A 26,029-nucleotide genomic window follows, 5' to 3' on the forward strand; every position below is an offset into this window, starting at 1 on the left:
AATAGCCGAACAGGTGTACGAGTCGGCAAGCGACACGCGGGAGCGACGAAAACGCCGCTCAGCGTAGCCGGGCGGGCACCCGGTCGGGGTAGGCGGCGACGACGGCCCGCCACACCACGTGGGTCTGCTCACCCGAGGCGAGCGCCTGCTCGATGGTCCGCCCGCCCAGCTGGGACAACACCTGGTCGCGGGCGATGCTGGCCGCGTAGCCCGGCCCGAAGGCCTCGTCCAGCCGGGCCCAGAAGTCGGTCAGCCGCACGTGATCAGTCCTCCTCGTCCGGTGCCGCCACCGGCACCGGGCGCAACGCTAGCGCCACCAGGGGCACCACCGCGATCGCCGCCAGCAGGGTCAGCACCGGATAACCCGCCGCCCGCATGACAAACCCGCTCAGGGCGGCGGCGCCGGCGCCGGCCAGCCCCATCGTCAGGTCGGAGAGACCCTGCACGCTCGGCCGGATCGCCGCCGGCACCGACTCCGACAGCAGGGTGGAGCCGGCCACCATGGTGCCGGACCAGCCCAGCCCGAGCAGGGCCAGGCCGATCGAGAGCCGGGGCGTGTGGTGCCCGGCGGTGCCGGCGACCGCGCACGCGGCCAGCAGCAGCCCGACGCCGCCGAGGACGACCGCGCGCCGTCCCACCCGGTCGGTGAGCCAGCCCACCAGCGGGCTGAGCGCGTACATGCCGGCGATGTGCAGGCTCAGCACGATGCCGACCACCCGCAGCACGTCGGCGTCGCCGTGCGACTCGCCGAGGCGTACCGGCGTCATCGACATCACCGCGACCATCACCACGTGGCCGACCGCCACCGCCGCGATGCCGAGCCGGGCCGCCGGGCGGCCGCGTACCACCTGCCAGGCCGCGCGCATCCCCGCACCGCGCCGGGCGGTCCGCGCCGGCGCGGCGACGGCCTCGGCCGGCGGGGTGACGTCCGCGACGGCGGCCGCGACCGGGGTGTCGGCCGCCGCCAGCCGGCGCGCGGTGAGCAGCGGGTCGGGCCGCAGCAGCACCAGGAGTACGACGGCGGCGAGCACGAACGCGGCGGCGCTGAACGCGAACGGACCGGCCAGCGGTGGCAGTCCCCACCCACTGGTGGTGCGGTCGGCGAGCGCGGCGAAGTTCGGCGCGGCCACCGCGCCGATGGTGGTGGCCCAGACGATCAGCGACAGCTGGCGGCCCCGGCGGGCCGGCTCGGCGAGGTCCACCGCGGCGTAGCGGGCCTGGAGGTTCGCCGCGGTGCCGCCGCCGAAGAGCAGCATGCCGAGGAAGAGCAGCGGTACGGAGCGGGTGACCGTGGCGAGCACCACCAGCACGGCGCCGACGGCGCCGGACAGGTAGGCGACGGCCAGCCCGGGTCGCCGGCCGTGCCCGTTCATGATCCGGGTGACCGGGACGGCGAGCAGCGCCCCGCCGACCACGGCGGCGCTCTGCGCCAGGCCGGCGACGGCGGTCCCGGCGACCCGGGCGGCGAGCAGCGCCCCCACCGAGATGCCGATGGTGACGCCGATCCCGCCGATGATCTGGGTGCTGAACAGCAGGCGCAGGGTCCGTCGCTGGATCGGCGCGACGTCCGGCCGGGTACGGGCCGGCGCGGTCAGGTCGGTGGCCATGCGGCCTCCTCGGTAAGGGGTCAGACGCGGCCCCATCCTTGCAAACCGGCCCCGCCCCGGGGGACCCGGTTTCGCTAGAGGCCGAGCCCGCGCCCGATGATCTCCTTCATGATCTCGGTGGTGCCGCCGTAGATGGTCTGCACCCGCCCGTCCAGCCAGGCCTTCGCCACCGGGTACTCCAGCATGAACCCGTAGCCGCCGTGCAGCTGTACGCAGCGGTCGGCGACCTTGTTCTGCAGCTCGGTGGTCCACCACTTGGCCTTCGCGGCGTCGGTGACCGAGAGCCGGCCGGCGTTGAACTCGGCCACGCAGTGGTTGACGAAGGTGCGTGCGATGGTGACCTCGGTGTCCAGCTCCGCCAGCAGGAACCGGTTGTGCTGGAACCTGCCGATCGGCCGGCCGAACGCCTCCCGCGAGCGGGCGTAGTCCAGGGTCACCGCGAGCAGCTTCTCCGCCGCCGCCACCGCCGCGACGGCGATGCTGAGCCGCTCCCGGGGCAGGTTGGCCATCAGGTGGTAGAAGCCGTGGTTCTCGGTGCCGATCAGGTTCTCCGCCGGCACCCGGCAGTCGTCGAAGAAGAGTTCGGCGGTGTCGTTGGCCTTCAGGCCCACCTTCGCCAGCCGCCGGCCCCGGGTGAAGCCGGGGGTACCGGTCTCCACCGCGACCAGGCTGACCCCGTGCGCGCCCTGGTCCGGCGCGGTACGCACCACCACGATCACCAGATCGGCCATCTCGCCGTTGGTGATGAACGTCTTCTGCCCGTTGAGCACCCACCCGTCGCCGTCGCGGACCGCGCTGGTGCGGATCCCCGCCAGGTCGCTGCCCGCACCCGGCTCGCTCATCGCGATCGCGGTGACCAGGTCACCGGAGCAGAACCCGGGCAGCCAGCGCTTGCGCTGCTCGTCGGTGGTCAGCTCGGTCAGGTACGGCGCCACCACGTCGTTGTGCAGGCCGAAGCCGAGCCCCGAGCAGCCCGACGCGACGATCTCCTCGTCCAGCACCGCGTTGAACCGGAAGTCGCGCTGCCCGCCGCCGCCGTGGTCGGTGTCGACGTCCATGCCGAGCAGCCCGGCCGCGCCGGCCTTGCGCCACACCTCGCGGTCGACGATGCCGTCGGCCTCCCACTGGGAGTGGTGCGGCACCGCCTCGCGGGCCAGGAACTCCCGGCACAGGTCGCGGAACTCCTCGTGGACCGGTTCGTACAGATGCTGCTCCATGGCGGCCAGTGTGGCACCGCTCACCCGCGCTGCCCAGGGGGCGGTGGCAGGCGTTGCCAGCGGCTCACCCGGGGCGCTAGGCCAGCGCGCGGGCGCCGACCGTCAGGTCCTGCACCAGCCCCGCGTACGCGGCGTCCTGGTCGTCGGCGCGCAGCACGGCGGACGGGTGGATGGTGGCCAGCAGCTGCGCGGCCGGCGCGTCGGCCACCTTCCCGGCGCTGTCCACCGGGACCCGGACGAAGTCCTCCGGGCGTTGCGCGGCGGCCGGCCAGGGCAGCAGCTCGCCGCGCTGCTTGGTCACCCGGAACGCCGGGCCGAGCAGGGCCTTGGCGGCGGTCGCGCCGAGCACCACGACCAGATCCGGACGCAACCGGGAGAACTCCGCGACCAGCCACGGCCGGCAGGCGGTGATGTGTACCCGGTCCGGGGTCTGGTGGATGCGCCGCTTCCCGCGCAGCTCGAACCTGAAGTGCTTTACGGCATTCGTCAAATAGATGTGCTTGGGGTCGATTCCGGCGTCGTCGACCGCCCGCCGCAACAGCCGGCCGGCCGGGCCGACGAAGGGCAGTCCTTTTTGATCTTCCATGTCGCCGGGCTGCTCGCCGACCAGGACCACCCGGGCGCTCTCGTCACCCCGGCCGAAGACCGTCTGCGAAGCGTCGCGGTACAGCTCGCAGCCCCGGCAACCGGCGGCCGCGGCGCGCAGCTCGTCGAGGGTGTCGGCCTGCGGCGGGATGAACTTCTGCGCACCGGGCGCGTCGGTCTCGGCCATGGCGAACTTTATATACCGGATTCGTCGGCGGCGCCGGGTGTGGCGCGGCCGCGCCGGCGCGCGTCAGTAACCCCCGCCACCGTCGCCACCGCCGCCCATGGCTATCGCGATCACGATCACGACCAAGATCACCGCGATCGCGATGGCGATCCAGAGCCCCGTCCTCGACCTGGGTGCAGCCATGACCGGTCACCTCCCGGCCGCGCGCTTACCCTCCGGAACGTCGACCATGCGCGTCGAGGACCAGCCGGGTCACGCGGTGAACCGACCCGGCGGGGCCGGGCGGAGCGCCCGCGCGACCGCGTCGGCGACCGGCACGAGGTCGGCGTCGTCGAGCGCGCTGACGGTGATCCGGATCCCGGGCTCGGCACCGATCCGGTAGAGCGCACCGGGCGCCACCGACCACCCGGCGTCGCGCAGCGCGGTGACCACACTGGTCTCGTCCGGCACCGGCAGCCAGATGTTGATGCCGCTGCGACCGCGCCCGGCCAGGCCCCGGGCGGCGAGCGCCGCCAGCAGCCCGGTGCGCCGCCGCTCGTACTCCTCGCCGGAGCGGCGGACCAGCTCCGCGGTGGCCGGGTCGCGCCAGAGCGAGAGCACCAGCCGTTGCAGCACGGTGGAGACCCAGCCGGCGCCGACCCGGGCGCGGCCGGCGACCCGGGACACGGTGGCCTCGTCGCCGGCCAGCACGGCCAGCCGCAGGTCGGGCCCGAACGGCTTGCTCACCGACCGGACGAAGGCCCACGCCGGGGTCGCCCCGGCGAGCGGGTGCAGCGGCACCCGGGCCAGCTCGGCGGCATGATCGTCCTCGATCAGCAGCAGGTCGGGGCGGCCGGCGAGCAGTTCCCGCAGGGCCCCGGCCCGCTCGGCGGAGACCGCGGCGCCGGTCGGGTTCTGCGCGCGGCTGGTCACCACCAGCGCCCGGGCGCCGAGGGCCACGGCGTCGCGGACGCCGGCCTCGGTGGGCCCGTCGTCGTCCACCGGTACGCCGATCGGCCGCAGCCCGAGCGCGGCGACCAGGTCGAGCAGGTTGGCCCAGCCCGGGTCCTCCACCGCCACCGCGTCACCGGGCCGCAGGTGCGCGGCGAGCAGCCGCTCGATGCCGTCCAGCGCGCCCCCGGTCACGGTGATCTCCTCGGCCGGCACACCGTCGGCGGCGAGCCGGCCCCGGGCCGCCTCGGCGAACGCGGGGAGCAGGGCGGTCGAGGCGTACCCGACGGGTGGGCCGATCTCGGCGGCGAGCGCGGCCAGGTGCGGACCGAGCGGGGGCAGCAGCCGAGGATCGGGGTACCCCTGGGAGAGGTCGCGGGTGCCGGGGGCGGGCGGCGGGTGCAGCGCGGCGCGGCGGCCGGCGACCGGGGGTCGGGGGCGCACCCGGGTGCCGTGCCGGCCGGCGGTGACGACCAGGCCCCGCTGGCGCAGCTCCTGATAGGCCCGGGCGACGGTGGCCGGGCTGACCCCCAGCTCGGTGGCGAGCGCCCGGACGGCGGGCAGCGGACTGCCCGGGGCCAGCGCGTCGGCCCGGATGCCGGTTTCCACGCTCGCCGAAATGGCGGCCGACGTGCTGCCACTGATCTGATAACGTACTGCCACAGTTAGCAGATTGTACTAGAACAAAGGTGGGATGTCGCATGTACGCCCCGACCCCGCGCACCACGGCCAGCCGCTCCCGCGACCGGATGAGCTACGACCCGGCCGCCGTGCACGCGGTGCTCGACGAGGCGTACCACTGCGTGCTCGGGTTCACCGTCGACGGCGAGCCCCGGCTGCTGCCCACCCTGCACGTGCGCATCGGCGACACCCTCTACCTGCACGGCTCCACCGGCAGCCGCCCGCTGCTCGCCGCCCGCGGTGACGGCGGGCTGCGGATCTGCGTCACCGTCACCCTGCTCGACGGGCTGGTCTACGCCCGCTCACAGTTCCACCACAGCGCCAACTACCGGTCGGTGGTCGCGCACGGCACCGCCCACCTGGTCACCGACGACGCCGAGAAGTCCCGGATGCTGACCGCCCTGGTGGAAAAGGTCGCCGCCGGTCGCAGCGCGGACAGCCGCCCGCCGAGCCGCCGGGAGCTGGCCGAGACGGCCGTGCTGGCGCTGCCGCTGCGCGAGGTGTCACTGCGGTCCCGCACCGGTGGGGTCCGCGACGACCCTGCCGACCTCGACCTGCCGTACTGGGCCGGGGTGGTGCCGCTGCGGCTGACCGCCGGGCTGCCGGAACCGGACGCGGGCGTCACCGCCCCGGTGCCGGCGGGACTGCGGACCGCCGGGTCGCCGTGGCGGGAGGCGGCAACCCTGCGGGGCGAGCACGTGCTGCTGGAGCCGCTGGACCTGGCCCACGCCGACGAGCTCTTCACCGCCACCGCCGAACCGGAGGTCTGGGCGCACCTGACCCACCCGCTGCCCACCGACCCGGCCACCATGAGGGAGATCGTCGCGGGCGCGCTGGCGGCCGGGCACCGGGGCGAACGGGTGCCCTGGGTGCAGCGCTGCGCGCGGACGGGCGCGGTGGTCGGCACCACCTCGTACTACGACATCGACCCCGAGCGGCGGGCGGTCGCCATCGGCCACACCTGGCTCGGCCGGCCCTGGTGGCGCAGCGGGATCAACACCGAGGCCAAGCTGCTGCTGCTCAGCCGTGCCTTCGACGAGCTCGGCGCGGTCCGGGTGGCGTGGCACACCGACATCCGCAACACCCGCTCCCAGGCGGCGATCGAGCGCCTCGGCGCCACCCGGGAGGGCGTGCTGCGGATGCACCGGCAGCGCCCGGACGGCTCCTGGCGGGACACCGTGCAGTACGCGATGACCGTCGACGAGTGGCCGAACGCACAGGCCAGGCTCCGGGAAAGGCTTCGCCGTACGGCACCCGTGGCGTGATGATGGCGGGCGTGCTGGGCATCACCGACATCTGGACGTACGTGCTGGGGACCGTGGCGATCATTCTGCTGCCCGGGCCGAACTCGCTCTTCGTGCTCTCCACCGCCGCCAAGCGGGGGGTGGGCGCCGGCTACCGGGCGGCGGGTGGGGTGTTCGTCGGCGACGGGGTGCTGATGTTCCTCTCCGCCGCCGGGGTGGCGTCGCTGCTCAAGGCGTACCCGCCGCTCTTCCTTGTGATCAAGTACGCGGGTGCGGCGTACCTCGGGTATGTCGGGCTGACGATGCTGCGCGGGGCCTGGCGGCGCTGGCGCGACCGCAACGACCCGGCGGCGCCGCGGCTGATCGACGCCGCGGAGCCGGCGGCGATGCGCAGCCCGTTCCGCAAGGCGTTGGTGATCAGCCTGCTCAACCCGAAGGCGATCCTCTTCTTCATCTCGTTCTTCATCCAGTTCGTCGACCCCGGGTACGCCTGGCCTGCGCTGTCGTTCCTGCTGCTCGGGCTGATCGCCCAGGTCACCAGCGCGCTCTACCTGACCGCGTTGATCTTCATGGGCACCTTCCTGGCCGCCCAGTTCCGGCGCCGCCGGCGGCTGGCCGCGAGCGCGACCACCGGCGTCGGGGTGCTCTTCCTCGGCTTCAGCCTCAAGCTCGCCACCGCCTCGGTCTGACCCCGGCCGGGCGGCGCCCCGGGTGCCGTCGCCCCGCCGGGGTCTGGCGATCGACTGCCGTCGCCCCCACCTCGGTCGGGCGCCGGCGCAGGGCGATCAGGTGCCGTCGCCACCACCGCCGCCGATGCCCCCGCCTCCGGCGGTGCCGCCGAGGCCGTAGCCGGGCGCGACCGGTTCGTCGGGATGGCGGCTGACGTGGGCGGACTCGGTGATCTTGGCGGACCAGTCGGCGTGCGAGGCGGCCGCCGCGTGCCGGTTGATCGCCGCGCGCAGCCAGCCGTCCACGACGGCCACCCAGTCCCGCTGGTCGGCCCCGGTGTGCCAGGTTCGGAAGCGGCTGATGCTCTGGTGGCTGATCCCGGTCAGCGACAGCCGGCGGTCCAGCCAGAGGACCACCTCCAGGCCGGCCGAGTTCGCCACGAAGATCACCTCCAGCTCGGTGATCGGGCCCGCGTAGAGCGGTCCCACCCAGTAGCCGAGTCGCTGGTGCACCGGCAACGCCTGCTCGACGCCGGGCAGCCGGCCGTGCGACAGGCCGGCCTGCCGGACCAGGAAGCCGAGCGTGTCCAGTGCGGCGAGGATGTGCTGCTGGGTGGGGAGCGGATGGACGAAGACCGGCACCATCGCCCCCTGGTCCAGGTCGGGGTCGACCGACACCTCGGTCCGTAGCCCGGTGCGCATGCTCATCAGGGGCACCCCGCCGAAGATCGTCACCGGGGTCTCCCAGGGCAGCGGCAGGGCGAAGTCGATCGCCCGGCGTCGCCCGGCCGGCACCACGAACCGGCCGCCGATGGGCACCTGGTGGTACTGCACCAGTCGCGGTGGACTGCGCGGATCGTCCGATTCCGCGGTGGCGACCAGGCCCAGCCGTACGTGCCGGATCGGCACGTCGTCCGGCCCGGCGGCGAGCGTCACCCGCCCCGGCAACCGCAGCCCCGGCCGGGTGCTCGGATTGGTCAGCGTGGTGCTCACCGAGAGCCCGGTCCACCCGGACTCCCGCGCCACCCCGGTCAGCCGCACGCCCGCGCTCCCCTCCCCTCGCCCGCGGCTTTCCCACCCCCCGTCCCGACACTCCCTGCCCCTGCGGCGATCCGCCGCGCCCTTCCCGAGCGCCCCGAGCGGCAGTCCGCCGCGTACCTGCACTTTCGGGGAAAGAGTGGCTATTTCCCGCCCGATGGCCACGCTTTCTCTGAAGGTGCGCGGATCTTGGGGGGGTGGAAGGGGGTGGGGACGAGGCCGGCCGCCGGGTCACGGGGAGCCGGCGGCCGGGCGGGAGGTGGGTGGGTGGGGTGGGGCGTCAGCGCAGGCGTCGGCCGCGCGGGACCGGGTCGGTCTCGTCGTCGAACTCGCCGATGACCTCCTCCAGCAGGTCTTCGAGGGCCACGAAACCGATCGGACGGGTCGGGCCGCCACCGTTGCGGACCAGCGCGAGCTGGGCCTGGTCGGCGCGCATCGCGGCCACGGCCTCGGTGACCGAGGAGGTCGCCGGCAGGGTGAACGCCCGGGTCATCAGCTCGCCCGCCGTCGCCGGCCGGCCGGTGGTGACCGCCCGCACCGCCTCCCGCACGTGGACCAGGCCGCAGACCTCGCCGCCCGGGTCCAGCACCGCGAGCCGGGACCGGCCGCTGTCCCGGCTGACCTGCTCGATCCGGTCCGCGGTGTCGTCGCGGCGGACCGTGACGATCTCGTCGAAGGGCTCCATCACGTCGCGGACGGTGGTGCCCTGCAACTCCAGCATGCTGGTCAACAGGTGGTGCTGCTCGGCGCCGAGCAGCCCGTGCTCGCGGGACTGCTCCAGCAGGATGCGCAGCTCGTCCGGGCCGTGCACCTGGGCGAGCTGGTCCTGCTGCTGCACCCCGAACAGCCGCAGCACCACGTTGGCCAGCGCGTTGAGCGCCGACAGCACCGGCCGGGCCACCCGGGCGAAGGCCCGGAACGGCAGCGCCAGCAGCAGCGCCGACCGCTCGGCATCGGTGATCGCCCACGACTTCGGGGCCATCTCCCCGACGACCAGGTGCAGGAAGGTCACCAGCGCCAGCGCGAAGACCAGCGCGACGGCGTGGCTGGCCGCGTCGGGCAGCCCCACCGTGTGCAGCAGCGGGCTGAGCAGGTGTTCGATCGCCGGCTCGGCCAGCGCGCCGAGCCCCAGGGTGCACAGCGTGATGCCGAGCTGCGCGCCGGCCAGCATCAGCGACAGCTCGCGGACGCCGTCCAGGGCCGCCCGGGCCGCCCGACCGCCACCGGCGGCCGCCTGTTCCAGGCGGTAGCGCTTGCTCGCCAGCAGGGCGAACTCGGCGGCCACGAAGAAGCCGTTGAGCGCCAGCAGCAGCGTCGAGACCAGCAGTGCGACTGCGGGGCTCATGCCGCCACCTCCCCGCCGGGGGCCTCGCCGGCGATCCGCAGCCGCACCGAGTCGGCCACGTGCCGGTCCACGACGAGCACCTCGACCAGGGCGCGCTCGGGTGGCGCCTCGCCGTCGGCGGGCAGGCTGATCTCCAGCCGGTCACCCACCTCGGGCACCCGGCCCAGCTCGCGCATGACCAGCCCGGAGAGGGTGTCGTACTCGGGGGCCTCGGGCAGCGCGATGCCGGTGCTGTCGGCGACCTCGTCGATCCGCCAGCGGGCCGGCACCACCCAGGAGCCGTCGGCCTGCCGGGCGGGGGCGCGCTCCGGCGGGTCGTCCTCGTCGCGGATCGGGCCGACCAGTTCCTCGGCGATGTCCTCCAGCGTGATCACCCCGGCGAAGCCGCCGTACTCGTCGACCACGCAGGCCAGCTGCCGGTGCCCGGACCGCAGCCGGTCCAGCACCGTCGGCAGCGGCAGTGTCTCGGGCACCAGCAACGGGGGTACGGCCACCGCGCTGACCGGGGTGGTGGCGCGCCGCGCCGGGGGTACGCCGAGCACGTCGGCGATGCCGACCACGCCGACCAGGTCGTCCACGCCCTCGGCGCCACGCACCGGGAAGCGGGAGTGGCCGGTGTCGAGCAGCTCGACGACCCGGCTGACCGGCTCGTGCGCCCGTACGGTGTGCACGTCGACCCGGGGCACCATGGCCTCCCCGGCGGTCAGCTCCCGGAAGTCGAGGCCCCGGTCGAGCAGGTCGGACATCTCGGCGTCGAGGTGCCCCTCCTCCCGGGACTCGGCGATGATCTGTTCCAGGTCCTCCGGGGTGGCGCCGCTGGGCAGTTCCTCGATCGGCTCGATGCCGACCCGGCGCAGCAGCCGCACCGCCGCCCGGTCGAAGAGCGTGATCAGCGGGCCGGCGACCTTCAGGTACATCAGGGTGGAGCGGCTCAGCGCCCGGGCCAGCGGCTCGGCGCGGGCGATGGCCAGGTTCTTCGGGGCGAGTTCACCGAGGACCATCTGCACCACGGTGGCGATGAGCAGGGCCAGCACCACCGACAGCGGGAGGCTGACCGCGGTGGAGACACCGGCGCCGCCGAGCAGTTCGGCCAGCCCGGCACCCAGGTACGGCTCGGCGACGTAACCGACCAGCAGGGCGGTCACGGTGATGCCGAGCTGGGCGCCGGAGAGCATGAACGAAAGTCGGCCGGTGACCTCCAGGGCCCGGGCGGCCGCCTGGTCGCCCTCCTCGGCCTGTTGCTTGAGCCGGCCGCGGTCCACCGCGACGTAGCCGAACTCCTGGGCCACGAAGTAGCCGGTGGCGGCGGTGAGAACGATGATGAGTACGAGACCGACGACGATCAACACGGGTCGCTCAGGGCTCCCGGGGACGTCGGGGCGATGGGATGCCGGGCACGACCCGGCTGGCTACTGCTGCCCTCCTGGGCAGAGGAGTCGATCATGCGGCAATTCTATCCGCGGTCGCTGAAAGCCCGCTGAAGGTGGGGACAAAGCTGCCGCTCATCCCCTATTTCCGGTGCTCGGCGAGTTCATCCCGGTCCAGCAGGGTCCGGTCCACCCGCCCCGAACGGTACGCGGCCCGCCCGATCATCTGCGCGGCCACCGGCGCGGTGGCCAGTTGGAAGACGGCGACCAGCGCGATCATGCCGAGGTCGGCGGGGCTGCGCAGCCGCAGCGCCAGCCCGAGCAGCAGGAGCAGCGCCCCGAGCACCTGCGGCTTGGTGGCGGCGTGCATCCGGTCCAGCACGTCCGGGAAGCGCAGCACCCCGATCCCGGCGGCGAGGCTGAGCAGCGCCCCCGCCACCAGGGCGACCGCTCCCAGCCAGTCGGCGACCGTACCCGCGCTCACCGGGCAGCCCCTTCGTTCGCGACGCCGCCGCGCGCCGGCCGGGCCGGGACGGCGGGCAGCCGGGCCGGGCGGGTCACGCCTCCTCCCGGACGGCGAAGCGGACCAGGGCCACCGAGCCGACGAACCCGAGCAGCGAGAGCACCACCAGCACCGGCAGCGTGGTGGCGTGCCGGTTGATCGCGGCCTCCGCCCCGACCGCGCCGAGCATGATCGCGAGCAGCAGGTCGGCGGCGATCACCCGGTCCAGCAGCGACGGGCCCCGGTAGATCCGGGCCAGCGCCAGCAGCGCGGTGACCGAGAGCAGCACGGTCAGGACGACGGTGAGGACGACGGTCATGTGGACCTCCGGTCGACGGGATCGGTGGCGAGCAGGCGCACCTCGGCGTCGGAGCCGATCGCCCGGACGACGCGTGCCTCGACGGCGAGGACCCGGTCCCGGCTGTCGGACAGGTCCTCCGGACGCCGGACGTCCAGGACGTGCACGTAGAGGACGCCCGCGTCCCGGTCGATCTCGAGGATCAGGGTGCCGGGGACCAGCGAGAGCAGCTCGGCGGTGAGCGCCAGGTTGAGGTCGGTGCGCACCCGCAGGCGTACTCCGATGATCGCCCCGCGCGGCCGGTAGCCGGGGCGGACGGCGATCGCGGCGACGTGCACGCTGGCGTCGACCAACTCGGCGACGAACGTCGTCAGCAGCACCAGCAGCGCCCGGGGCCGCAGCCGGCCGCCGAAGGAGACCGGCGGCAGCGGGAAGAACAGCAGCACCGCGACGCCGACCAGCGCCCCGCCGAGCAGGTTGCCCCAGGAGATCTCGCCCCAGAGCAGGTTCCAGACCGCGATCAGCCAGCCCAGGGCGATGGCCTGGTCGCGGCGGCGGCGGCCGGCGCGCCTCGTGGGCGGCGATCCGGGGGTGTCCGGGGCGGTCACGGGGCACCGTCGGGCAGCACGGCCCGCACGTACGGGGTGCGCAGCCGCAGGTCGGCTGCGGCGTCGGCGGTGACGCGGAACAGCGGACCGGCGGCGAGCGTGAACGTCAGGCCCAGCACCACCAGGGCGGCGGTGGCGCCCACCATCAGCTGCGGCAGCCGGACCACCGGTTCGTCGGTGGCCAGCCGGGGCGCCCGCCAGAACGCGATGTTCCACACCCGCGAGGCGGTGTAGAGGGTGAGCAGGCTGGTCGCCGTGCCGGCGGCGACCAGCACCCAGGGCAGCGGCCCGCCGACCGCCACGCCGGCCTGGAGCAGGCCGACCTTGCCGAGGAAGCCGGAGAAGGGCGGGATGCCGGCGAGGTTTATCGCCGGGACGAAGAAGAGGACCGCCAGCAGCGGGGCGATCCGGGCCAGGCCGCCGATCCGGCGCAGGTCGGTGCTGCCGGCGCGCTCCTCGACCAGCCCGGCGACGAGGAAGAGCGTGGTCTGGATGGTGATGTGGTGCACCACGTAGAAGATCGCGCCGGAGAGCGCGGCGGCGGTGCTCAGCGCCACCCCGTAGATCATGTAGCCGATGTGGCTGACCAGCGTGAACGAGAAGAGCCGCTTCATGTCCGACTGCGCCACCGCGCCGAGCACGCCGACCACCATGGTCAGCCCGGCCACCACCATGAGCAGGCCGGCGACCTGCCCGCCGGGGAAGAGCAGCGTCTCGGTCCGGATGATCGCGTAGACGCCGACCTTGGTGAGCAGGCCGGCGAAGACCGCGGTCACCGGGGCCGGCGCGGTGGGGTAGCTGTCCGGCAGCCAGGCGGAGACGGGAAAGACCGCCGCCTTGATGCCGAAGGCGAGCAGCAGCATCAGCTGCAACCCCAGCCGTACGCCGTCCGGCAGCGCGTCGAGGCGGGTGGCGAGCTGGGCCAGGTTGAGGGTGCCGGTGGCGGCGTACACCAGGCTGACCGCGACCAGGAAGATCATCGAGGAGAGGATGCCGACCACGACGTAGATCGAGCCGGTGCGGATCCGGACCTCGGTGCCGCCGAGGGTGATCAGCACGAAGCTGGCCGCCAGCAGCATCTCGAAGCCGACGAAGAGGTTGAACAGGTCCCCGGCGAGGAAGGCGTTGGTGATGCCGGCGGTCAGCACCAGGTAGGTGGGGTGGTAGATGCTCACCGGCGCGGATTCGCTGGTCTCGCTCCGGCCCTGGCCGATGGAGTAGATCAGCACGCAGAGGGTGACCGCGGAGGAGACCACCAGCATCAGCGCGGCCAACTGGTCGGCGACCAGCACGATGCCCACCGGCGCCGGCCACCCGCCCACCTGCGTCACCACCGGCCCGTGCCGGTACGCCTGCACCAGCAGCGCCACCGCCACGACCAGGTTGCCGGTGAGCGCGACCACGCTGACCGTGCGCTGCACCCGGGGCAGGTTGGCCAGGATCAGGGTCAGCGCGGCGCCGAGCAGCGGCACCACCACCGGCAGCGGCAGGAGTCGGTTCACTGCCGCCCACCCCGTCGGCGCAGCCGGCGTCGGGCGGGCTCCGGGTCCACCTGCTCCGGGTCGTCGTTCGGCCCCTCCCCGCCGAGGTCGGCGTCGAGCACCTCGTTGCGCTCGGCGAGCTGCACGATCTGGCGGTCCTCCAGGTCGTCCTGCACCTCGTCGTCGCCGCCGAGATACCAGCTGCGGTAGGCGACCGCCGCGAGGAACGCGGTCAGCCCGAAGGTGATCACGATGGCGGTGAGCACCATGGCCTGGACCAGCGGGTCGCTGAACTCCGCCACCTCGGCGGTGCCGACCACCGGCGCCGCGCCGGACCGGCCGCCGAGCAGGATGAGCAGGTTCACCCCGTTGCCGAGCAGGATGACGCCGAGCAGGATCCGGGTCAGGCTGCGCTCCAGCAGCAGGGTCACCCCGGTGGCCGCGAGCACGCCGACGGCGAGCACCAGCACCAGGGTCGGCCCCGCGCCGCCCTGTCTCACCCCGACTCCCCCTCCCGCTCGACGACGAGCCCCCGCTCGGACCTGCCGGCGGCCTCGAGGTGCCGGTCCACCTCGGCGCCGAGGCTGCGCAGGATGTCCAGCACCAGCCCGACCACGACCAGGTAGACCCCGACGTCGAAGAAGAGCGAGGTGACCAGGTACGGCTCGCCCAGCCAGGGCAGCGGCAGGTTCACCTTGGTGCTCTCCAGCACGTCGCCGGTGGTCAGCAGGGACACCGCGCCGCCACCGACGGCGATCGCCAGCCCGGCGCCGAGCACCGTGCCCGCGCCGACCGGGGCGCCCTCGGCCAGCTCGTACCGGCCGCCGGCGAGGTAACGCAGGGTCAGCGCGAGGCTCGCCACCAGGCCGCCGGCGAAGCCGCCGCCGGGGGCGTTGTGGCCGGAGAAGAGCAGGAAGAACGAGAAGAGCACCATGGTGTGGAAGATCAGCCGGGTGACCACCTCGAAGACGATCGAGCGGCGCCGCTCGTGCAGGGTCGGGCCACCGCTGAGCCAGACCGGCCCGGTGTCACGCTGCGGCGCCCGCGACGGTTCGCCCCGGCGCGGTCGAGGGCCGGTGCGGGACCGCTCGAAGATCAGGCTGGCCACCCCGGTCGCGGCCACCACCAGCACCGCGAGCTCACCCATGGTGTCCCAGGCCCGGATGTCCACCAGGGTCACGTTGACCACGTTGCGGCCGTACCCCTCGACCACCGCGAGATCGGGGAAGGCCAGCGAGATCGGCGCGGCGGTCCGGGAACCGGCGGCGGCCAGGGCGAAGCCGGCGAGGACCACCCCGACGCCGACGCCGACCAGCCGCCGTGCCCACCGGCTGCGGCGCAGCGGCCGGGCGGAGAAGCGTTCCGGCAACCGGCGCAGCACCAGCACGAAGACGGCGATGGTCGCCGTCTCCACCAGGAACTGGGTCAGCGCCAGGTCGGGCGCGCCGTAGAGCACGAAGAGCATCGCGGTGCCGTAGCCGGTCACCCCCACCAGCAGCATCGCGGTCAGCCGCCGGCGGGCGCGGACCGCCAGCAGCGCCGCGACCGCGACGACGAGGGTGACCACCAGTTGCAACGGGCTGTCCCAGAGCGCGATCCGCTCGCGCCAGGGGCGGGCGGACAGCAGCGTCGCGCCGGGCACCAGCACCAGGGCGAGCAGCATCGCGCCCAGGTACTGCGGCAGGGAACCGCGCTGGGTGGCGCCGGTGACCTCGATGGCGAGCCGGTCGAAGCGGTGGGTGACCCACTCGTACCCCTGGTTGCCGCCGACCGGCGCGCGCAGCCGGGCCAGCGCGGGCGCGAGCGGGCCGCGCACCGCGTGCAGCACGTAGCCGCCGGCCAGCGCCACCGCCGACAGGCCGAGCGCGGGGGTCAGGCCGTGCCAGAGCGCCAGGTGCTCGTGCGGTGCGCCGAACAGCTCCGCGTACGGGCGCAGCGGCCCCTCCAGCGCGGCGACGGCGGGACCGGCGACGAGCCCGCCCACGGCGAGCAGGGCCGGCGGCACCAGCATCGGTACGGGCACCGGGTCGGGCTCGGTCGGCTCGACGTCCGGCCGGGTGGCGAAGGCGCCCCAGAGGAACCGGATGCTGTACGCGACGGTGAGGGTGGCGCCGACGACCAGGCCGGCGAGGACGACCGGCCGCTCGGCGAGCGCGGTGAAGACCGCCTCCTTGCCGACGAAGCCGATCAGCGGCGGCACCCCGGCCATGGAGGCGGCGGCGAGCGCGGCCACCGCGGCGAGCACCGGCGCCCGTCGCCCCAGCCCGGACAGCTCCAGCAGGTCACGGGTGCCGACCTCGTGGTCGATGATGCCGACGACAAGGAAGAGCGCCGCCTTGAACAGGGCGTGCGCCAGCAGCATCACCACCCCGGCGAGCGCGGCGTCCGGGCTGCCGGCGCCGAGCACCACCGCCAGCAGTCCGAGCTGGCTGACCGTGCCGTACGCCAGCAGCAGCTTCAGGTCGCACTGCCGCAGCGCCGCCCAGCCGCCGGCGATCATCGTGACCAGGCCGAGGGTGAGCACCACCGGTCGCCAGGGCCCGACGCCGGCCAGCACCGGGGCGAGCATTCCGATCAGGTAGATCCCCGCCTTGACCATGGCCGCCGCGTGCAGGTACGCGCTGACCGGCGTGGGCGCGGCCATCGCCACCGGCAGCCAGGCGTTGAACGGCACGATCGCCGACTTGGCGAGCGCACCGGTCAGGATCAGCAGTACCGCCACGACCAGCGCGGCGCCGCCGGGCAACGGCGCGCCGGCGATCTCCGACCAGCGGTAGCTACCCGCGTGCTCGCCGAGGATCAGGAAGCCGACCAGCATGGCCAGGCCGCCCAGGGTGGTGACGGTCAGCGCCTGGGCCGCTGCCCAGCGGCTGGCCCGCCGCTCGGTGCTGTGGCCGATGAGCAGGTAGGAGAAGACCGTGGTCAGCTCCCAGAAGACGTACAGCAGCAGCAGGTCGTCGGCGAGGACCAGGCCGAGCATCGCGCCGGCGAAGGCGACCAGCACCGCGACGAACCGGACCAGGCCGGCGGAGTCGGGGGCGAAGTACCGGCCGCAGTAGACCAGCACCAGCGCGCCGACGCCGCCGACCAGCAGGGTCATCAGCCAGGACAGCGTGGTCAGCCGCAGCGCCACGTCGACGTCGAGCTGGTCGATCCAGTGATACGTCTCGACGACCGCGCCGCCGTCGCGGACCGTCGGCGTACGGGTCAGCGCCCAGCCGAACGCGGCGGCCGGCGCCAGCGCGAGCGGGTAGCAGGCGCGCGGACCCCACCGCCGGACCAGCAGCGGCGCGGCGAGGGCCGCCGCCAGGTGGAGGAGCAGCAGTACGAGCACGCGTCCTCCCCCGGTCGAGCTGGCGGCGCGCGCCGGGAGGAATGTCCCGGTCTGCACCGATCAGACGCCAGATCGCCGGTCGACGGGGCGTTTTGCGGAAATCGCCCGCCGTGGCCGCGCTCCGGGCCAGGGCGGCAGCTGCCCCCGGTGCTGCTGTCGAGCTGATGTCGTGAACGACTCAGCCGCGCGGCTGACCCGCCCGGCCGGTCAGCGCAGCGCGACGTCGCCGGCCGGCACGGCGGCCTCCCGGGGCGGCCGGTCCCGCCGGGTCTCCACCAGCAGGTCGGGGCGGCCGAGCTGGACGACGACCTTGTTGACCACGCGCTGGGCGGCGGCGAGCGAACGGACCGAGAGCAGGTTGCCCCGGCTCTCCCGGCGCAGCACGAAGTAGTGCACGGCGGCCCGCACCTGACCCCGGTCGGCGGCGCTGGCCTGGGCCGTGGAGACGACCAGTTCGCGCAGCGAACGGGCGAGCCGCTCGGCGAGCTCCAGCTCGGGGCCGCGCAGACTGCCCCGGACGGCGGCGAGGTGACTGTCGACCTTCCGGATGAGCACGTCGGTGGCGGGCGCGAAGCCGGGCTCCTCGACGGTCATCCGATCCCCTTCACCCGACGCTGCGTTGCGAGTGAAGTTACTTTATGTTGCGCGTCACAAGCAAGCAGTTAGTTAAGACGTAATACGTCAAGCCGCTCATCCGGCCCGTAAGCAGTCGCAGCCGGACAGACCGCGTCCGCGCCCGGCCGGATGTCACACCGACCGGGCAGGATGGAAGGCGTGACAGAGCAGGTGGGCGGGACCGACGGCGCGCGGGTGATGACCGGCTTCGGCGCGGCGACCCGGGAGTGGTTCACGGCCGCCTTCGCCGCGCCCACCCCGGCGCAGACCGGTGCCTGGCGGTCGGTGGCCGCCGGGCGCAACGCGCTGGTGGTCGCGCCGACCGGTTCCGGCAAGACGCTCGCCGCCTTCCTCTGGTCGCTCGACCGGCTGGCCAAGGAGCCGCCGCCCGCCGAGGCGCGGCAGCGCTGCCGGGTGCTCTACGTCAGCCCGCTCAAGGCGCTCGCGGTCGACGTCGAGCGCAACCTGCGCGCCCCGCTCGCCGGCATCCGCCAGGCGGCCACCCGACTCGGCATCGCACCCCCGGAGATCACCGTCGGGATGCGCACCGGCGACACTCCCGCCGACGAGCGGCGGGCCTTCGCCCGCACCCCGCCGGACATCCTCATCACCACGCCGGAGTCGTTGTTCCTGCTGCTCACCTCCGCCGCTCGGGATTCGCTGCGCGGCGTCGAGACGGTCATCGTCGACGAGGTGCACGCGGTCGCCGGCACCAAACGCGGCGCGCACCTGGCGCTCTCCCTGGAACGCCTCGACGAGCTGTTGGAGACCCCCGCCCAGCGGATCGGCCTCTCCGCCACCGTCCGGCCGATCGACGCGTGCGCCCGGTTCCTCGGCGGCGCCCGCCCGGTCGACGTGGTGCAGCCGGCCAGCGCCAAGACCATCGAGGTGAGCGTCCAGGTCCCGGTGGAGGACATGACCCGCCTCGACGAGCAGGAGCCGCCGGAGGACGACCTGGGCGGACCGGGGCCGCGCCGGGCGTCGATCTGGCCGGCCGTCGAGGAACGGGTCTTCTCGCTGATCCGGGCGCACCGGTCGACCATCGTGTTCACCAACTCCCGGCGCAGCGCCGAGCGGCTCTGCGCCCGACTCAACGAGCTCGCCGCCGACGAACTGGCGGCCGCGAGCGCCCCGGAGGGCGCGCCGGAAACGGGGTCCGAGGCCTGGGGCGGGCCGGTCGGGCCGCTGCGGGCCAACCGGCCGCCGGCCGAGGTGATGGCCCAGTCGGGCGCGGCGGTCGGCGCGCCGCCGGTGATCGCCCGCGCCCACCACGGCAGCGTGTCGCGCGAGGAGCGCAAGCACATCGAGGAGGCGCTCAAGTCCGGTCAGCTCCCCGCCGTGGTGGCCACCTCCAGCCTGGAGCTCGGCATCGACATGGGCGCGGTCGACCTGGTGGTGCAGATCGAGGCGCCGCCCAGCGTCGCGGCCGGCCTGCAACGGGTCGGCCGGGCCGGGCACCAGGTCGGCGCGGTCTCCCGGGGCGTGGTCTTCCCCAAGCACCGGGGCGACCTGCTCTCCTGCACGGTGGTCGCCGAGCGGATGGCCGAGGGCGCCATCGAGGAGCTGCACTACCCGCGCAACCCGCTGGACGTGCTGGCCCAGCAGGTCGTCGCGATGGTGGCCCTGGAGCCGTGGCGGGTCGGCGACCTGGCGGTGCTGGTCCGCCGGGCCGCCCCCTTCGCCGAGCTGCCCGACTCCGCGCTGCACGCCGTGCTCGACATGCTCTCCGGGCGCTACCCGTCCACCGCCTTCGCCGAGCTGCGCCCCCGGCTGGTCTGGGACCGCGCCGCCGACGTGCTCACCGGCCGGCCCGGGGCCCAGCGGCTGGCCGTCACCAGCGGCGGCACCATTCCCGATCGAGGGCTGTTCGGGGTCTTCCTGGCCGGCGCGGAACGCGCCGCGCGGGTCGGCGAGCTGGACGAGGAGATGGTCTACGAGTCGCGGGTCGGCGACGTCTTCCTGCTCGGCTCCTCCTCCTGGCGGATCGAGGAGATCACCCCCGACCGGGTGCTGGTCTCCCCCGCCCCCGGCCAGGCCGCCCGGATGCCGTTCTGGAAGGGCGACCAGCTCGGCCGGCCGGTGGAGCTGGGTCGGGCCATCGGCGCCCGGGTGCGGGCCCTGCTGCGGCAGAGCGACGAGACCGCGGTCGCCGCGCTGCGCGCCGGCGGGCTGGACGACTGGGCCGCCGGCAACCTGATGGCCTACCTGCGCGAGCAGAAGGCCGCGACCCGCTCGCTGCCGGACGACCGCACGGTGGTGGTCGAACGGTTCCGCGACGAGCTGGGCGACTGGCGGCTCGCCGTGCACAGCGTGCTCGGCGCCCGGGTCAACGGGCCCTGGGCGCTGGCCATCGGGCGCCGGCTCGCCGAGCGGTACGGGATGGACGCCCAGGTCATGCCCGCAGACGACGGCATCGTGGTGCGGCTGCCCGACACCGCCGAGGAGCCGCCCGGCGCCGACGTGGTGGTCTTCGAGCCCGACGAGATCGCCCAGCTGGTCGAGGAGTCCGTCGGCACCTCCGCGCTCTTCGCGTCCCGGTTCCGCGAGTGCGCCGCCCGGTCGCTGCTGCTGCCCCGCCGCGACCCGCGCCGCCGCCAGCCGCTCTGGCAGCAGCGGCAGCGCGCCGCGCAACTGCTCGACGTCGCCCGCGAGTACGCCGACTTCCCGGTCACCCTGGAGGCCGCCCGGGAATGCCTCCAGGACGTCTTCGACCAGCCCGCCCTGGCGGAGCTGATGCGCGACCTGACCGCCCGCAAGGTGCGCCTGGTCGAGGTGGAGACCGACCGCCCGTCACCGTTCGCCCGCTCACTGCTCTTCGGCTACGTCGGCGCCTTCCTCTACGAGGGGGACGCCCCACTCGCCGAGCGCCGAGCCGCCGCGCTGGCGCTCGACTCGGCCCTGCTCGGCGAGCTGCTCGGCCGGGTCGACCTGCGCGAGCTGCTGGACCCGGCGGTGCTCGCCGAGACCGAACGGCAGTTGCGCTGGCTCACCGAGCAGCGCCGCCCCCGCGACGCGGAGGACGTCGTCGAGCTGCTCCGGGTGGTGGGCGACCTCGCCGAGGCGGAGCTGGCCGAGCGGGGCGCGCCGCTGCCCTGGCTGACCGAGCTGGAGGCCGCCCGCCGGGTGCTGCGGGTCCGGGTCGCCGGCGAGGAACGCTGGGTGGTCGTCGAGGACGCCGCCCGGCTCCGCGACGCGCTCGGCGTGGCGCTGCCGGTCGGAGTGGCCGAGGCGTACCTGGCGCCGGTGGCCGACCCGCTCGGCGACCTGGTCGCCCGGTACGCCCGCACCCACGGGCCGTTCGCGGCGACGACCTGCGCCGCCCGCTTCGGGCTCGGGGTGTTCGTGGTGGAGCAGGCGCTGCGCCGGCTCGCCGCCACCGGGCGGGTGGTCTCCGGGGAGTTCGCCCCGGACACCGTCGGCACCCAGTGGTGCGACGCCGAGGTGCTGCGGCTGCTGCGCCGGCGCAGCCTGGCCGCGCTGCGCCGGGAGATCGAGCCGGTGCCGCCCCGGGCCCTCGCGGCGTTCCTGCCCCGCTGGCAGCAGGTCGGCTCGTCGGCGCGGGGCGTGGAGGCGCTGGCCGCCACCATCGAACAGGTGCAGGGGGCGGCGGTGCCGGCGTCCGCGCTGGAACGGCTGGTGCTGCCCGCCCGGGTCGCCGACTACTCTCCCGCCCAGCTCGACGAGCTCTGCGCCAGCGGCGAGGTGGTCTGGGCCGGCGCCGGGGCGATCTCCGGCGGGGACGGATGGGTCACCCTCGCGTACGCGGACACCGCGCCGCTGCTGCTACCGCCGCCGGACGAGGCGCTGACCCTCACCCCGCTGCACGAGGCGGTCCTCGACGCCCTCGCCGAGGGGCAGGCGCTCTTCTTCCGCTCCCTGTCCGACCGGGTCGGCGCCACCGACGACGCGGTGCTGACCGCCGTGATCTGGGACCTGGTCTGGGCCGGTCACCTCACCAACGACACCCTCGCCCCACTGCGGGCCGTGCTCGGCGGCGGCGGGGCGCACCGGTCCCGGCCGTCCGCGCCGCGCACCCGCTACCGCCGCCCGGGCCGGGTCGCGCTGCCCACCCGGGGTGGCCCACCGACCGTGGCCGGACGCTGGTCCCGGCTGCCGGAGCGCGACACCGACCCGACCCGACGCTCCGCCGCGCTGGCCGACCTGCTGCTCGAACGGCACGGGGTGGTGACCCGGGGTGCGGTGATGGCCGAGCAGGTGGTCGGCGGCTTCGCCGCGGTCTACCCGGTGCTCTCCGCCCTCGAGGAGCGCGGCGCGGCCCGGCGCGGCTACTTCGTGGAGGGGCTGGGCGCGGCCCAGTTCGCCGTGCCCGGGGCGGTGGACCGGATCCGGGCCCTGGCCGACCCGGTCGACGGGGCGCGGGGCCGGGGCGGGCCGGCCGTGGTGCTCGCCGCCACCGACCCCGCCAACCCGTACGGGGCGGCGCTGCCCTGGCCGGAACGGGTGGTGGATTCGGGGGACGGAGCCACCCCGGCGACCGGGCACCGGGCCGGGCGCAAGGCCGGTGCGCTGGTGGTGCTGGTGGACGGGGACCTGGTGCTCTACGTGGAGCGGGGCGGCCGGACGATCCTGTCGTTCACCGACGACGCCGAAGCACTGGCCGCGGCCGGCAAGGCGCTCGCCGACGCGGTGCACTCCGGCGCACTGGGGGCGATGTCGGTGGAGCGGGCCGACGGCGAGGCGGTGCGGTCCTCGCCGCTGCGCGACGCGCTGACCGCCGCCGGCTTCCGCGCCACCCCGCGCGGGCTGCGGCTGCGCGGCTGACCCCGGGGCTGTTCCGCCCTGCCACCCCGGTGCGACGGGCGCGGCGCTGACACCGCTGCTTTTCGGTGCACCTGCAGTGCGACGGGCGCGGCGCTGACACCGCTGCCTTTCCATGCCACCGCGGTGCGACGGGTGGGCCGCACCGCGCTGGCATGCCCGCCCGCGCCACCGGCCGACACGCTGGGCGACCCCGTCACCGCGGCTCCTTGACCGCTCCGGGGCCGGCGGCGGTCGGCACGGCGACCGTGATACCTCAGGGGCATATCGATACCTCTGAGGTATCACGCTCACGGGAAGGTCCGCCGCCGGCGCACGCTCGAATCGGTGTCCGTGACCGAGACCGGTGACCGGCATCCGGGGCGGACCGACGGCCAAGAGCAGGTCGCTGCCGGTGCAGGCTCGAACCGCCCACCGGCGTCCGGTTCGGACCGACCGCCAGGAGCAGGCCCGCCGCCGCAGCCTCGAACCGCTCACCGGCGTCCGACGCGGACCGATCGCCAGGAGCAGGGCGCGGACCCCGCCGGCACCGGGCGTCCAGCCCGGGGACGGCACCCCGGCGCGGCGGTCAGCCCAGCTTGGTGAGGACATCGTTGTAGCGCTGGCGCTCCGCCGCCCCGGTCTTCGTGTCCAGATAGCTGAGCACCACCGCACCCTTGCGGAAGGCGTCCGCACCCCAGACGTCCATCTGGTTGGTCGCGTTCGCCTCGGTGGGGAAGACGTACACCTTCACGGCGTCGGTGGTCAGCAGCTCGGCGCAGCCGATGCCGGCGCCGTTCGGTCCACAGTCGATCGTCCGGTTGCGCAGGTTGGTCACCTTCAGGCCGGCCGCCTTGAAGGCGTCGACGACCTTCCGGGCACCCGGGGTGCCGGCGGCCTTCGTCGGCATCCGGAACGCCGGAGTGGACGGGCTCTCCGACGGGGTACGGGGCGCCTTGCCGTGCGTCGGGGCGGCCGGGTCCTCGGGCGGCGGCGCCTCGCTGGTGGCGACGGCCTTCGGCGAACCGTTGGCCCAGGCCGGGTCACCGGGCTCGGGGTCGCTGCCGCAAGCGGCAAGCCCGAGGGCGAGCAGGATCGTCACGGCGGCCGGGAGGACACGAGCGCGATTCGTCACCCCGGCAGTCTGCCGAACGCGGTGACCGGGCGGCACCGGCCGGTCGGCCGACCGGCGTTCTCCGGTCAGCGCCACCCCCGCACCGGCTGATGCGGTGTGCACTGACGTTTGCCGGGTTGGTGGTTCATGAGAAGTGTCGTAGGGGTGGTGTTGGCTTCGGTTCGTGCCTCGTCGTCGGGATCCGTCAGCGCCTCGCGTGGTGTATCGGTCGGCGCGGGTGGGGTTGCGGTTGACGTCGGCGCAGCGGCGGCGGTGTTTTGGAGTGCTGCGGTCGGCTGCGGATGTGTGGGCGTGTGTGTTGGAGGTCAACGCGTGGCGCCACCGCCGCCATGACGCGGCTCTGGTCGGTTATCAGGAGTTGTGTCGGGAGTTGGCGGCGTCGGGGCCGGGCACGTTCGGCGAGTTGGACTCGGCGGGTGCGCGATCAGTGTTGCGCCGGTTCTCGGATGCGTGGTTCGCGGCGGCGAAACGCCGCAAGGACGGGGATCTGTCGGCGCGGTTCCCGCGTGGCCGACGTGGGTTGATGCCGGTGCGCTGGTATCACGGCACGTTCACCCTCGACGGTCGTCGGGTGCGGATTCCCACCGCCAGAGGCACAGCGCCGTTGTGGGTGCGTCTGGCGCGGGAGGTGCCGTATCCGGCCGAGCAGGTCCGGTCGATCACTCTGCTGTGCGAGGCCGGCCGGCTGTTCCTGGAGGTGACCGCCGAGGTTCCGGTGACGACCTACCGGCCCGGTGAGGAACCGGATCCCGGCAGGGTGGCGGGCGTGGATCTGGGGATCATCCACCCGTACGCGGTGGCCGGCCCTGACGGGGATGGGCTTCTGGTGTCCGGGCGGGCGATCCGCGCCGAGCATCGCATGCACCTGGCCGACACGAAAGCCCGCCGCCGGGCCGTGGCCGGGCGGGCGCCGAAGCCGGGCCAGCGGGGGTCGCGGCGGTGGCGGCAGTACCGTCGGCGGGCGCGGCGGGTGGAGGGCCGGCATCGGCGGCGGGTCCGCCAGGCCCAGCATGAAGCTGCCCGTACGGTTATCTCCTGGGCTATCCGGAAGCGGGTGGGCGTGCTGCACGTCGGTGACCCCCGCGGCGTGCTCGACCTGCCTGCGGGGCGGCGGCACAACCTGCGTTTGCGGCAGTGGCAGGTCGGCCGGCTCCTTCAAGTCCTCACCGACAAGGCCACCCTGGCCGGGATTACCCTCCACCTGGTCGACGAACGCGGCACCTCCTCCACCTGCCCCGCCTGCCGAAAGCGGGTGCCCAAGCCTCATGGGCGGACCTTGTTCTGCCCACACTGCACATTCTCCGGGCACCGCGACCTCGTCGCGGCCGCCAGCATCGCCACCCGCACCCCGGGTGGCGGAACCACCACCGGCGCAGCGCCTGTGCTGCCGCAGGTGCTCACGCACCGTCGAGCCGGCCGCCACCTCCCTGGTGCTGGCCGGTCCCGGCGTGACCCCCGCCGCCCGCGGCATCACCGGCGGCGTGCGGGTCCAGTTGGCCCGCGGAGGCCGCCCCACCACCCGGTGGGGAGTCGCTCGCCCCACGGCGAGGATCCACAACGCCCAACCGGAAACCCGGCGAACGTTGGTGGACACCGCACTAGCCTGCTGCCATGGCCCCGACCGCCTGGATCTCGCTGACCACCGACTACGGCCTCGCCGACGGCTTCGTGGCCGCCTGCCACGGGGTGATCGCCCGGCTCGCCCCGGCGGTGCGGGTCGTCGACGTGACCCACCTGGTGCCGGCGGGCGACGTACGGCGCGGGTCGGCGGTGCTGGCGCAGACGGTGCCGTCCCTGCCGTACGCGGTGCACGTGGCCGTGGTCGACCCGGGTGTCGGCACCGCCCGGCGCGGGATCGCGCTGGTCACCCCGGGCGGGCTGCTGGTCGGGCCGGACAACGGCCTGCTGCTGGCCGCCGCCGAGGCCCTGGGCGGGCTCACCGCGGCCGTCGAGCTGACCAATCCGGAGTGGCTGGCCCCGGAGGTGTCCGGCACCTTCCACGGCCGGGACGTCTTCGCCCCGGTCGCGGCCCGGCTCGCCCTCGGCGCCCCGCCCGCCGACGCGGGGCCGCCGGTGGACCCGGCCTCCCTGGTCCGCCTGCCCGAACCGGTGCTGCGGCGGGACGCCGACGGATTCACCGCCGAGGTGCTGACCGTCGACCACTTCGGCAACGTCCAGCTCGCCGCCGGGGCAGACCTGCTGGCCACGGTGCCTCCCACCGCGCGCGTGGCCGGGCGGGCCGCCGTCCGCGGGCGGACCTTCGCCGACGCGCCGGCCGGGGCGCTGGTGCTCTTCGTGGACTCCGCCAACCTGCTGGCGGTGGCGGTGAACGGCGGCCGGGCGGCGGACCTGCTCGGGGTGGCGCCGGGCGACGTGGTCACGGTGTGCGGGCAGCGCTGACCCTGCCGCCGCGCCGTCCGGTGTGGAAT

General features: G+C 74.6%; 21 protein-coding genes. 5 read left to right on the forward strand and 16 right to left on the reverse strand.

The window, feature by feature from the left end; translation table 11 throughout:
* Positions 1-58 precede the first annotated feature (58 nt).
* From M2302_RS03115 to M2302_RS03135, 5 genes are all read right to left on the reverse strand, one after another.
* Positions 59-259: a DUF3046 domain-containing protein gene (locus tag M2302_RS03115; RefSeq protein WP_088963362.1), complete on the reverse strand. Its 201-nt coding sequence runs from the start codon at positions 257-259 to the stop codon at positions 59-61.
* Positions 260-263: 4 nt separating this feature from the next.
* Positions 264-1,607, reverse strand: coding sequence for an MFS transporter (locus M2302_RS03120; protein ID WP_280836438.1), 1,344 nt, complete (start codon positions 1,605-1,607; stop codon positions 264-266).
* A 74-nt stretch (positions 1,608-1,681) separates the two neighbouring features.
* Entirely contained in the window at positions 1,682-2,824 is a 1,143-nt protein-coding gene (locus M2302_RS03125; protein ID WP_280836439.1) for an acyl-CoA dehydrogenase family protein, read from the reverse strand.
* Between the two features lie 76 nt (positions 2,825-2,900).
* Positions 2,901-3,596: a UdgX family uracil-DNA binding protein gene (locus M2302_RS03130; protein ID WP_280836440.1), complete on the reverse strand. Its 696-nt coding sequence runs from the start codon at positions 3,594-3,596 to the stop codon at positions 2,901-2,903.
* A gap of 252 nt (positions 3,597-3,848) precedes the next feature.
* On the reverse strand, positions 3,849-5,189 hold the full coding sequence (locus tag M2302_RS03135) for an aminotransferase class I/II-fold pyridoxal phosphate-dependent enzyme (protein ID WP_280836441.1): 1,341 nt from the start codon (positions 5,187-5,189) through the stop codon (positions 3,849-3,851).
* 38 nt (positions 5,190-5,227) lie between these two features.
* Between M2302_RS03135 and M2302_RS03140 the strand changes: the two genes are divergently transcribed.
* Both M2302_RS03140 and leuE read left to right on the forward strand, forming a co-directional pair.
* Positions 5,228-6,472 carry a bifunctional pyridoxamine 5'-phosphate oxidase family protein/GNAT family N-acetyltransferase gene (locus tag M2302_RS03140; RefSeq protein ID WP_280836442.1) on the forward strand — a complete coding sequence of 415 codons (1,245 nt, stop codon included), beginning with the start codon at positions 5,228-5,230 and terminating at the stop codon, positions 6,470-6,472.
* The gene (leuE, locus tag M2302_RS03145; RefSeq protein WP_280836540.1) at positions 6,472-7,140 is read left to right on the forward strand and encodes a leucine efflux protein LeuE; all 669 of its coding nucleotides are present in this window, start codon (positions 6,472-6,474) and stop codon (positions 7,138-7,140) included. The genes M2302_RS03140 and leuE overlap by 1 nt, the downstream gene beginning before the upstream one ends.
* Positions 7,141-7,236: 96 nt before the next feature.
* Here leuE and M2302_RS03150 read toward each other — a convergent pair whose 3' ends face one another.
* From M2302_RS03150 to M2302_RS03195, 10 genes are all read right to left on the reverse strand, one after another.
* A complete protein-coding gene (locus M2302_RS03150) occupies positions 7,237-8,160 on the reverse strand; it encodes a sporulation protein (protein WP_280836443.1) in 924 nt (307 codons plus the stop codon).
* A 277-nt stretch (positions 8,161-8,437) separates the two neighbouring features.
* A complete protein-coding gene (locus M2302_RS03155; protein ID WP_280836444.1) occupies positions 8,438-9,502 on the reverse strand; it encodes a hemolysin family protein in 1,065 nt (354 codons plus the stop codon).
* Positions 9,499-10,851, reverse strand: a complete 1,353-nt coding sequence (locus M2302_RS03160; RefSeq protein WP_280836445.1) for a hemolysin family protein — start codon at positions 10,849-10,851, stop codon at positions 9,499-9,501. Before M2302_RS03160 ends, M2302_RS03155 begins: the two co-directional genes overlap by 4 nt.
* A gap of 160 nt (positions 10,852-11,011) precedes the next feature.
* Positions 11,012-11,353: a monovalent cation/H(+) antiporter subunit G gene (mnhG, locus tag M2302_RS03165; protein ID WP_088963373.1), complete on the reverse strand. Its 342-nt coding sequence runs from the start codon at positions 11,351-11,353 to the stop codon at positions 11,012-11,014.
* 73 nt (positions 11,354-11,426) lie between these two features.
* Positions 11,427-11,690: a monovalent cation/H+ antiporter complex subunit F gene (locus M2302_RS03170; RefSeq protein WP_280836446.1), complete on the reverse strand. Its 264-nt coding sequence runs from the start codon at positions 11,688-11,690 to the stop codon at positions 11,427-11,429.
* Positions 11,687-12,277: a Na+/H+ antiporter subunit E gene (locus M2302_RS03175; protein WP_280836447.1), complete on the reverse strand. Its 591-nt coding sequence runs from the start codon at positions 12,275-12,277 to the stop codon at positions 11,687-11,689. Before M2302_RS03175 ends, M2302_RS03170 begins: the two co-directional genes overlap by 4 nt.
* The gene (locus M2302_RS03180; RefSeq protein WP_280836448.1) at positions 12,274-13,779 is read right to left on the reverse strand and encodes a Na+/H+ antiporter subunit D; all 1,506 of its coding nucleotides are present in this window, start codon (positions 13,777-13,779) and stop codon (positions 12,274-12,276) included. Before M2302_RS03180 ends, M2302_RS03175 begins: the two co-directional genes overlap by 4 nt.
* Positions 13,776-14,258 (reverse strand): Na(+)/H(+) antiporter subunit C, encoded by a 483-nt coding sequence (locus M2302_RS03185; RefSeq protein ID WP_280836449.1) that lies wholly within the window; start codon positions 14,256-14,258, stop codon positions 13,776-13,778. The genes M2302_RS03180 and M2302_RS03185 overlap by 4 nt, the downstream gene beginning before the upstream one ends.
* On the reverse strand, positions 14,255-17,092 hold the full coding sequence (locus M2302_RS03190) for a Na+/H+ antiporter subunit A (RefSeq protein WP_280836450.1): 2,838 nt from the start codon (positions 17,090-17,092) through the stop codon (positions 14,255-14,257). Before M2302_RS03190 ends, M2302_RS03185 begins: the two co-directional genes overlap by 4 nt.
* Before the next feature lie 207 nt (positions 17,093-17,299).
* The gene (locus M2302_RS03195) at positions 17,300-17,686 is read right to left on the reverse strand and encodes a hypothetical protein (protein ID WP_280836451.1); all 387 of its coding nucleotides are present in this window, start codon (positions 17,684-17,686) and stop codon (positions 17,300-17,302) included.
* Positions 17,687-17,905: 219 nt separating this feature from the next.
* On the opposite strand from M2302_RS03195, the gene M2302_RS03200 reads away from it, so the two are divergent.
* Positions 17,906-22,489 carry an ATP-dependent helicase gene (locus M2302_RS03200; RefSeq protein ID WP_280836541.1) on the forward strand — a complete coding sequence of 1,528 codons (4,584 nt, stop codon included), beginning with the start codon at positions 17,906-17,908 and terminating at the stop codon, positions 22,487-22,489.
* 565 nt (positions 22,490-23,054) lie between these two features.
* Here the strand turns inward: M2302_RS03200 and M2302_RS03205 are convergent.
* The gene (locus tag M2302_RS03205; protein WP_280836452.1) at positions 23,055-23,600 is read right to left on the reverse strand and encodes a hypothetical protein; all 546 of its coding nucleotides are present in this window, start codon (positions 23,598-23,600) and stop codon (positions 23,055-23,057) included.
* A gap of 217 nt (positions 23,601-23,817) precedes the next feature.
* Here M2302_RS03205 and M2302_RS03210 point away from each other — a divergent pair, with 217 nt between their 5' ends.
* Together M2302_RS03210 and M2302_RS03215 are read left to right on the forward strand one after the other, a co-directional pair.
* A complete protein-coding gene (locus M2302_RS03210; protein WP_280836454.1) occupies positions 23,818-25,239 on the forward strand; it encodes a transposase in 1,422 nt (473 codons plus the stop codon).
* Positions 25,212-26,000, forward strand: coding sequence for an SAM-dependent chlorinase/fluorinase (locus tag M2302_RS03215; protein ID WP_280836455.1), 789 nt, complete (start codon positions 25,212-25,214; stop codon positions 25,998-26,000). The genes M2302_RS03210 and M2302_RS03215 overlap by 28 nt, the downstream gene beginning before the upstream one ends.
* The last annotated feature ends 29 nt before the right edge of the window (positions 26,001-26,029 follow it).

Origin of the sequence: Micromonospora sp. A200, from assembly GCF_029893845.1 — a bacterium.
In the GTDB taxonomy this organism is placed as follows: Bacteria; Actinomycetota; Actinomycetes; order Mycobacteriales; family Micromonosporaceae; genus Micromonospora; species Micromonospora purpureochromogenes.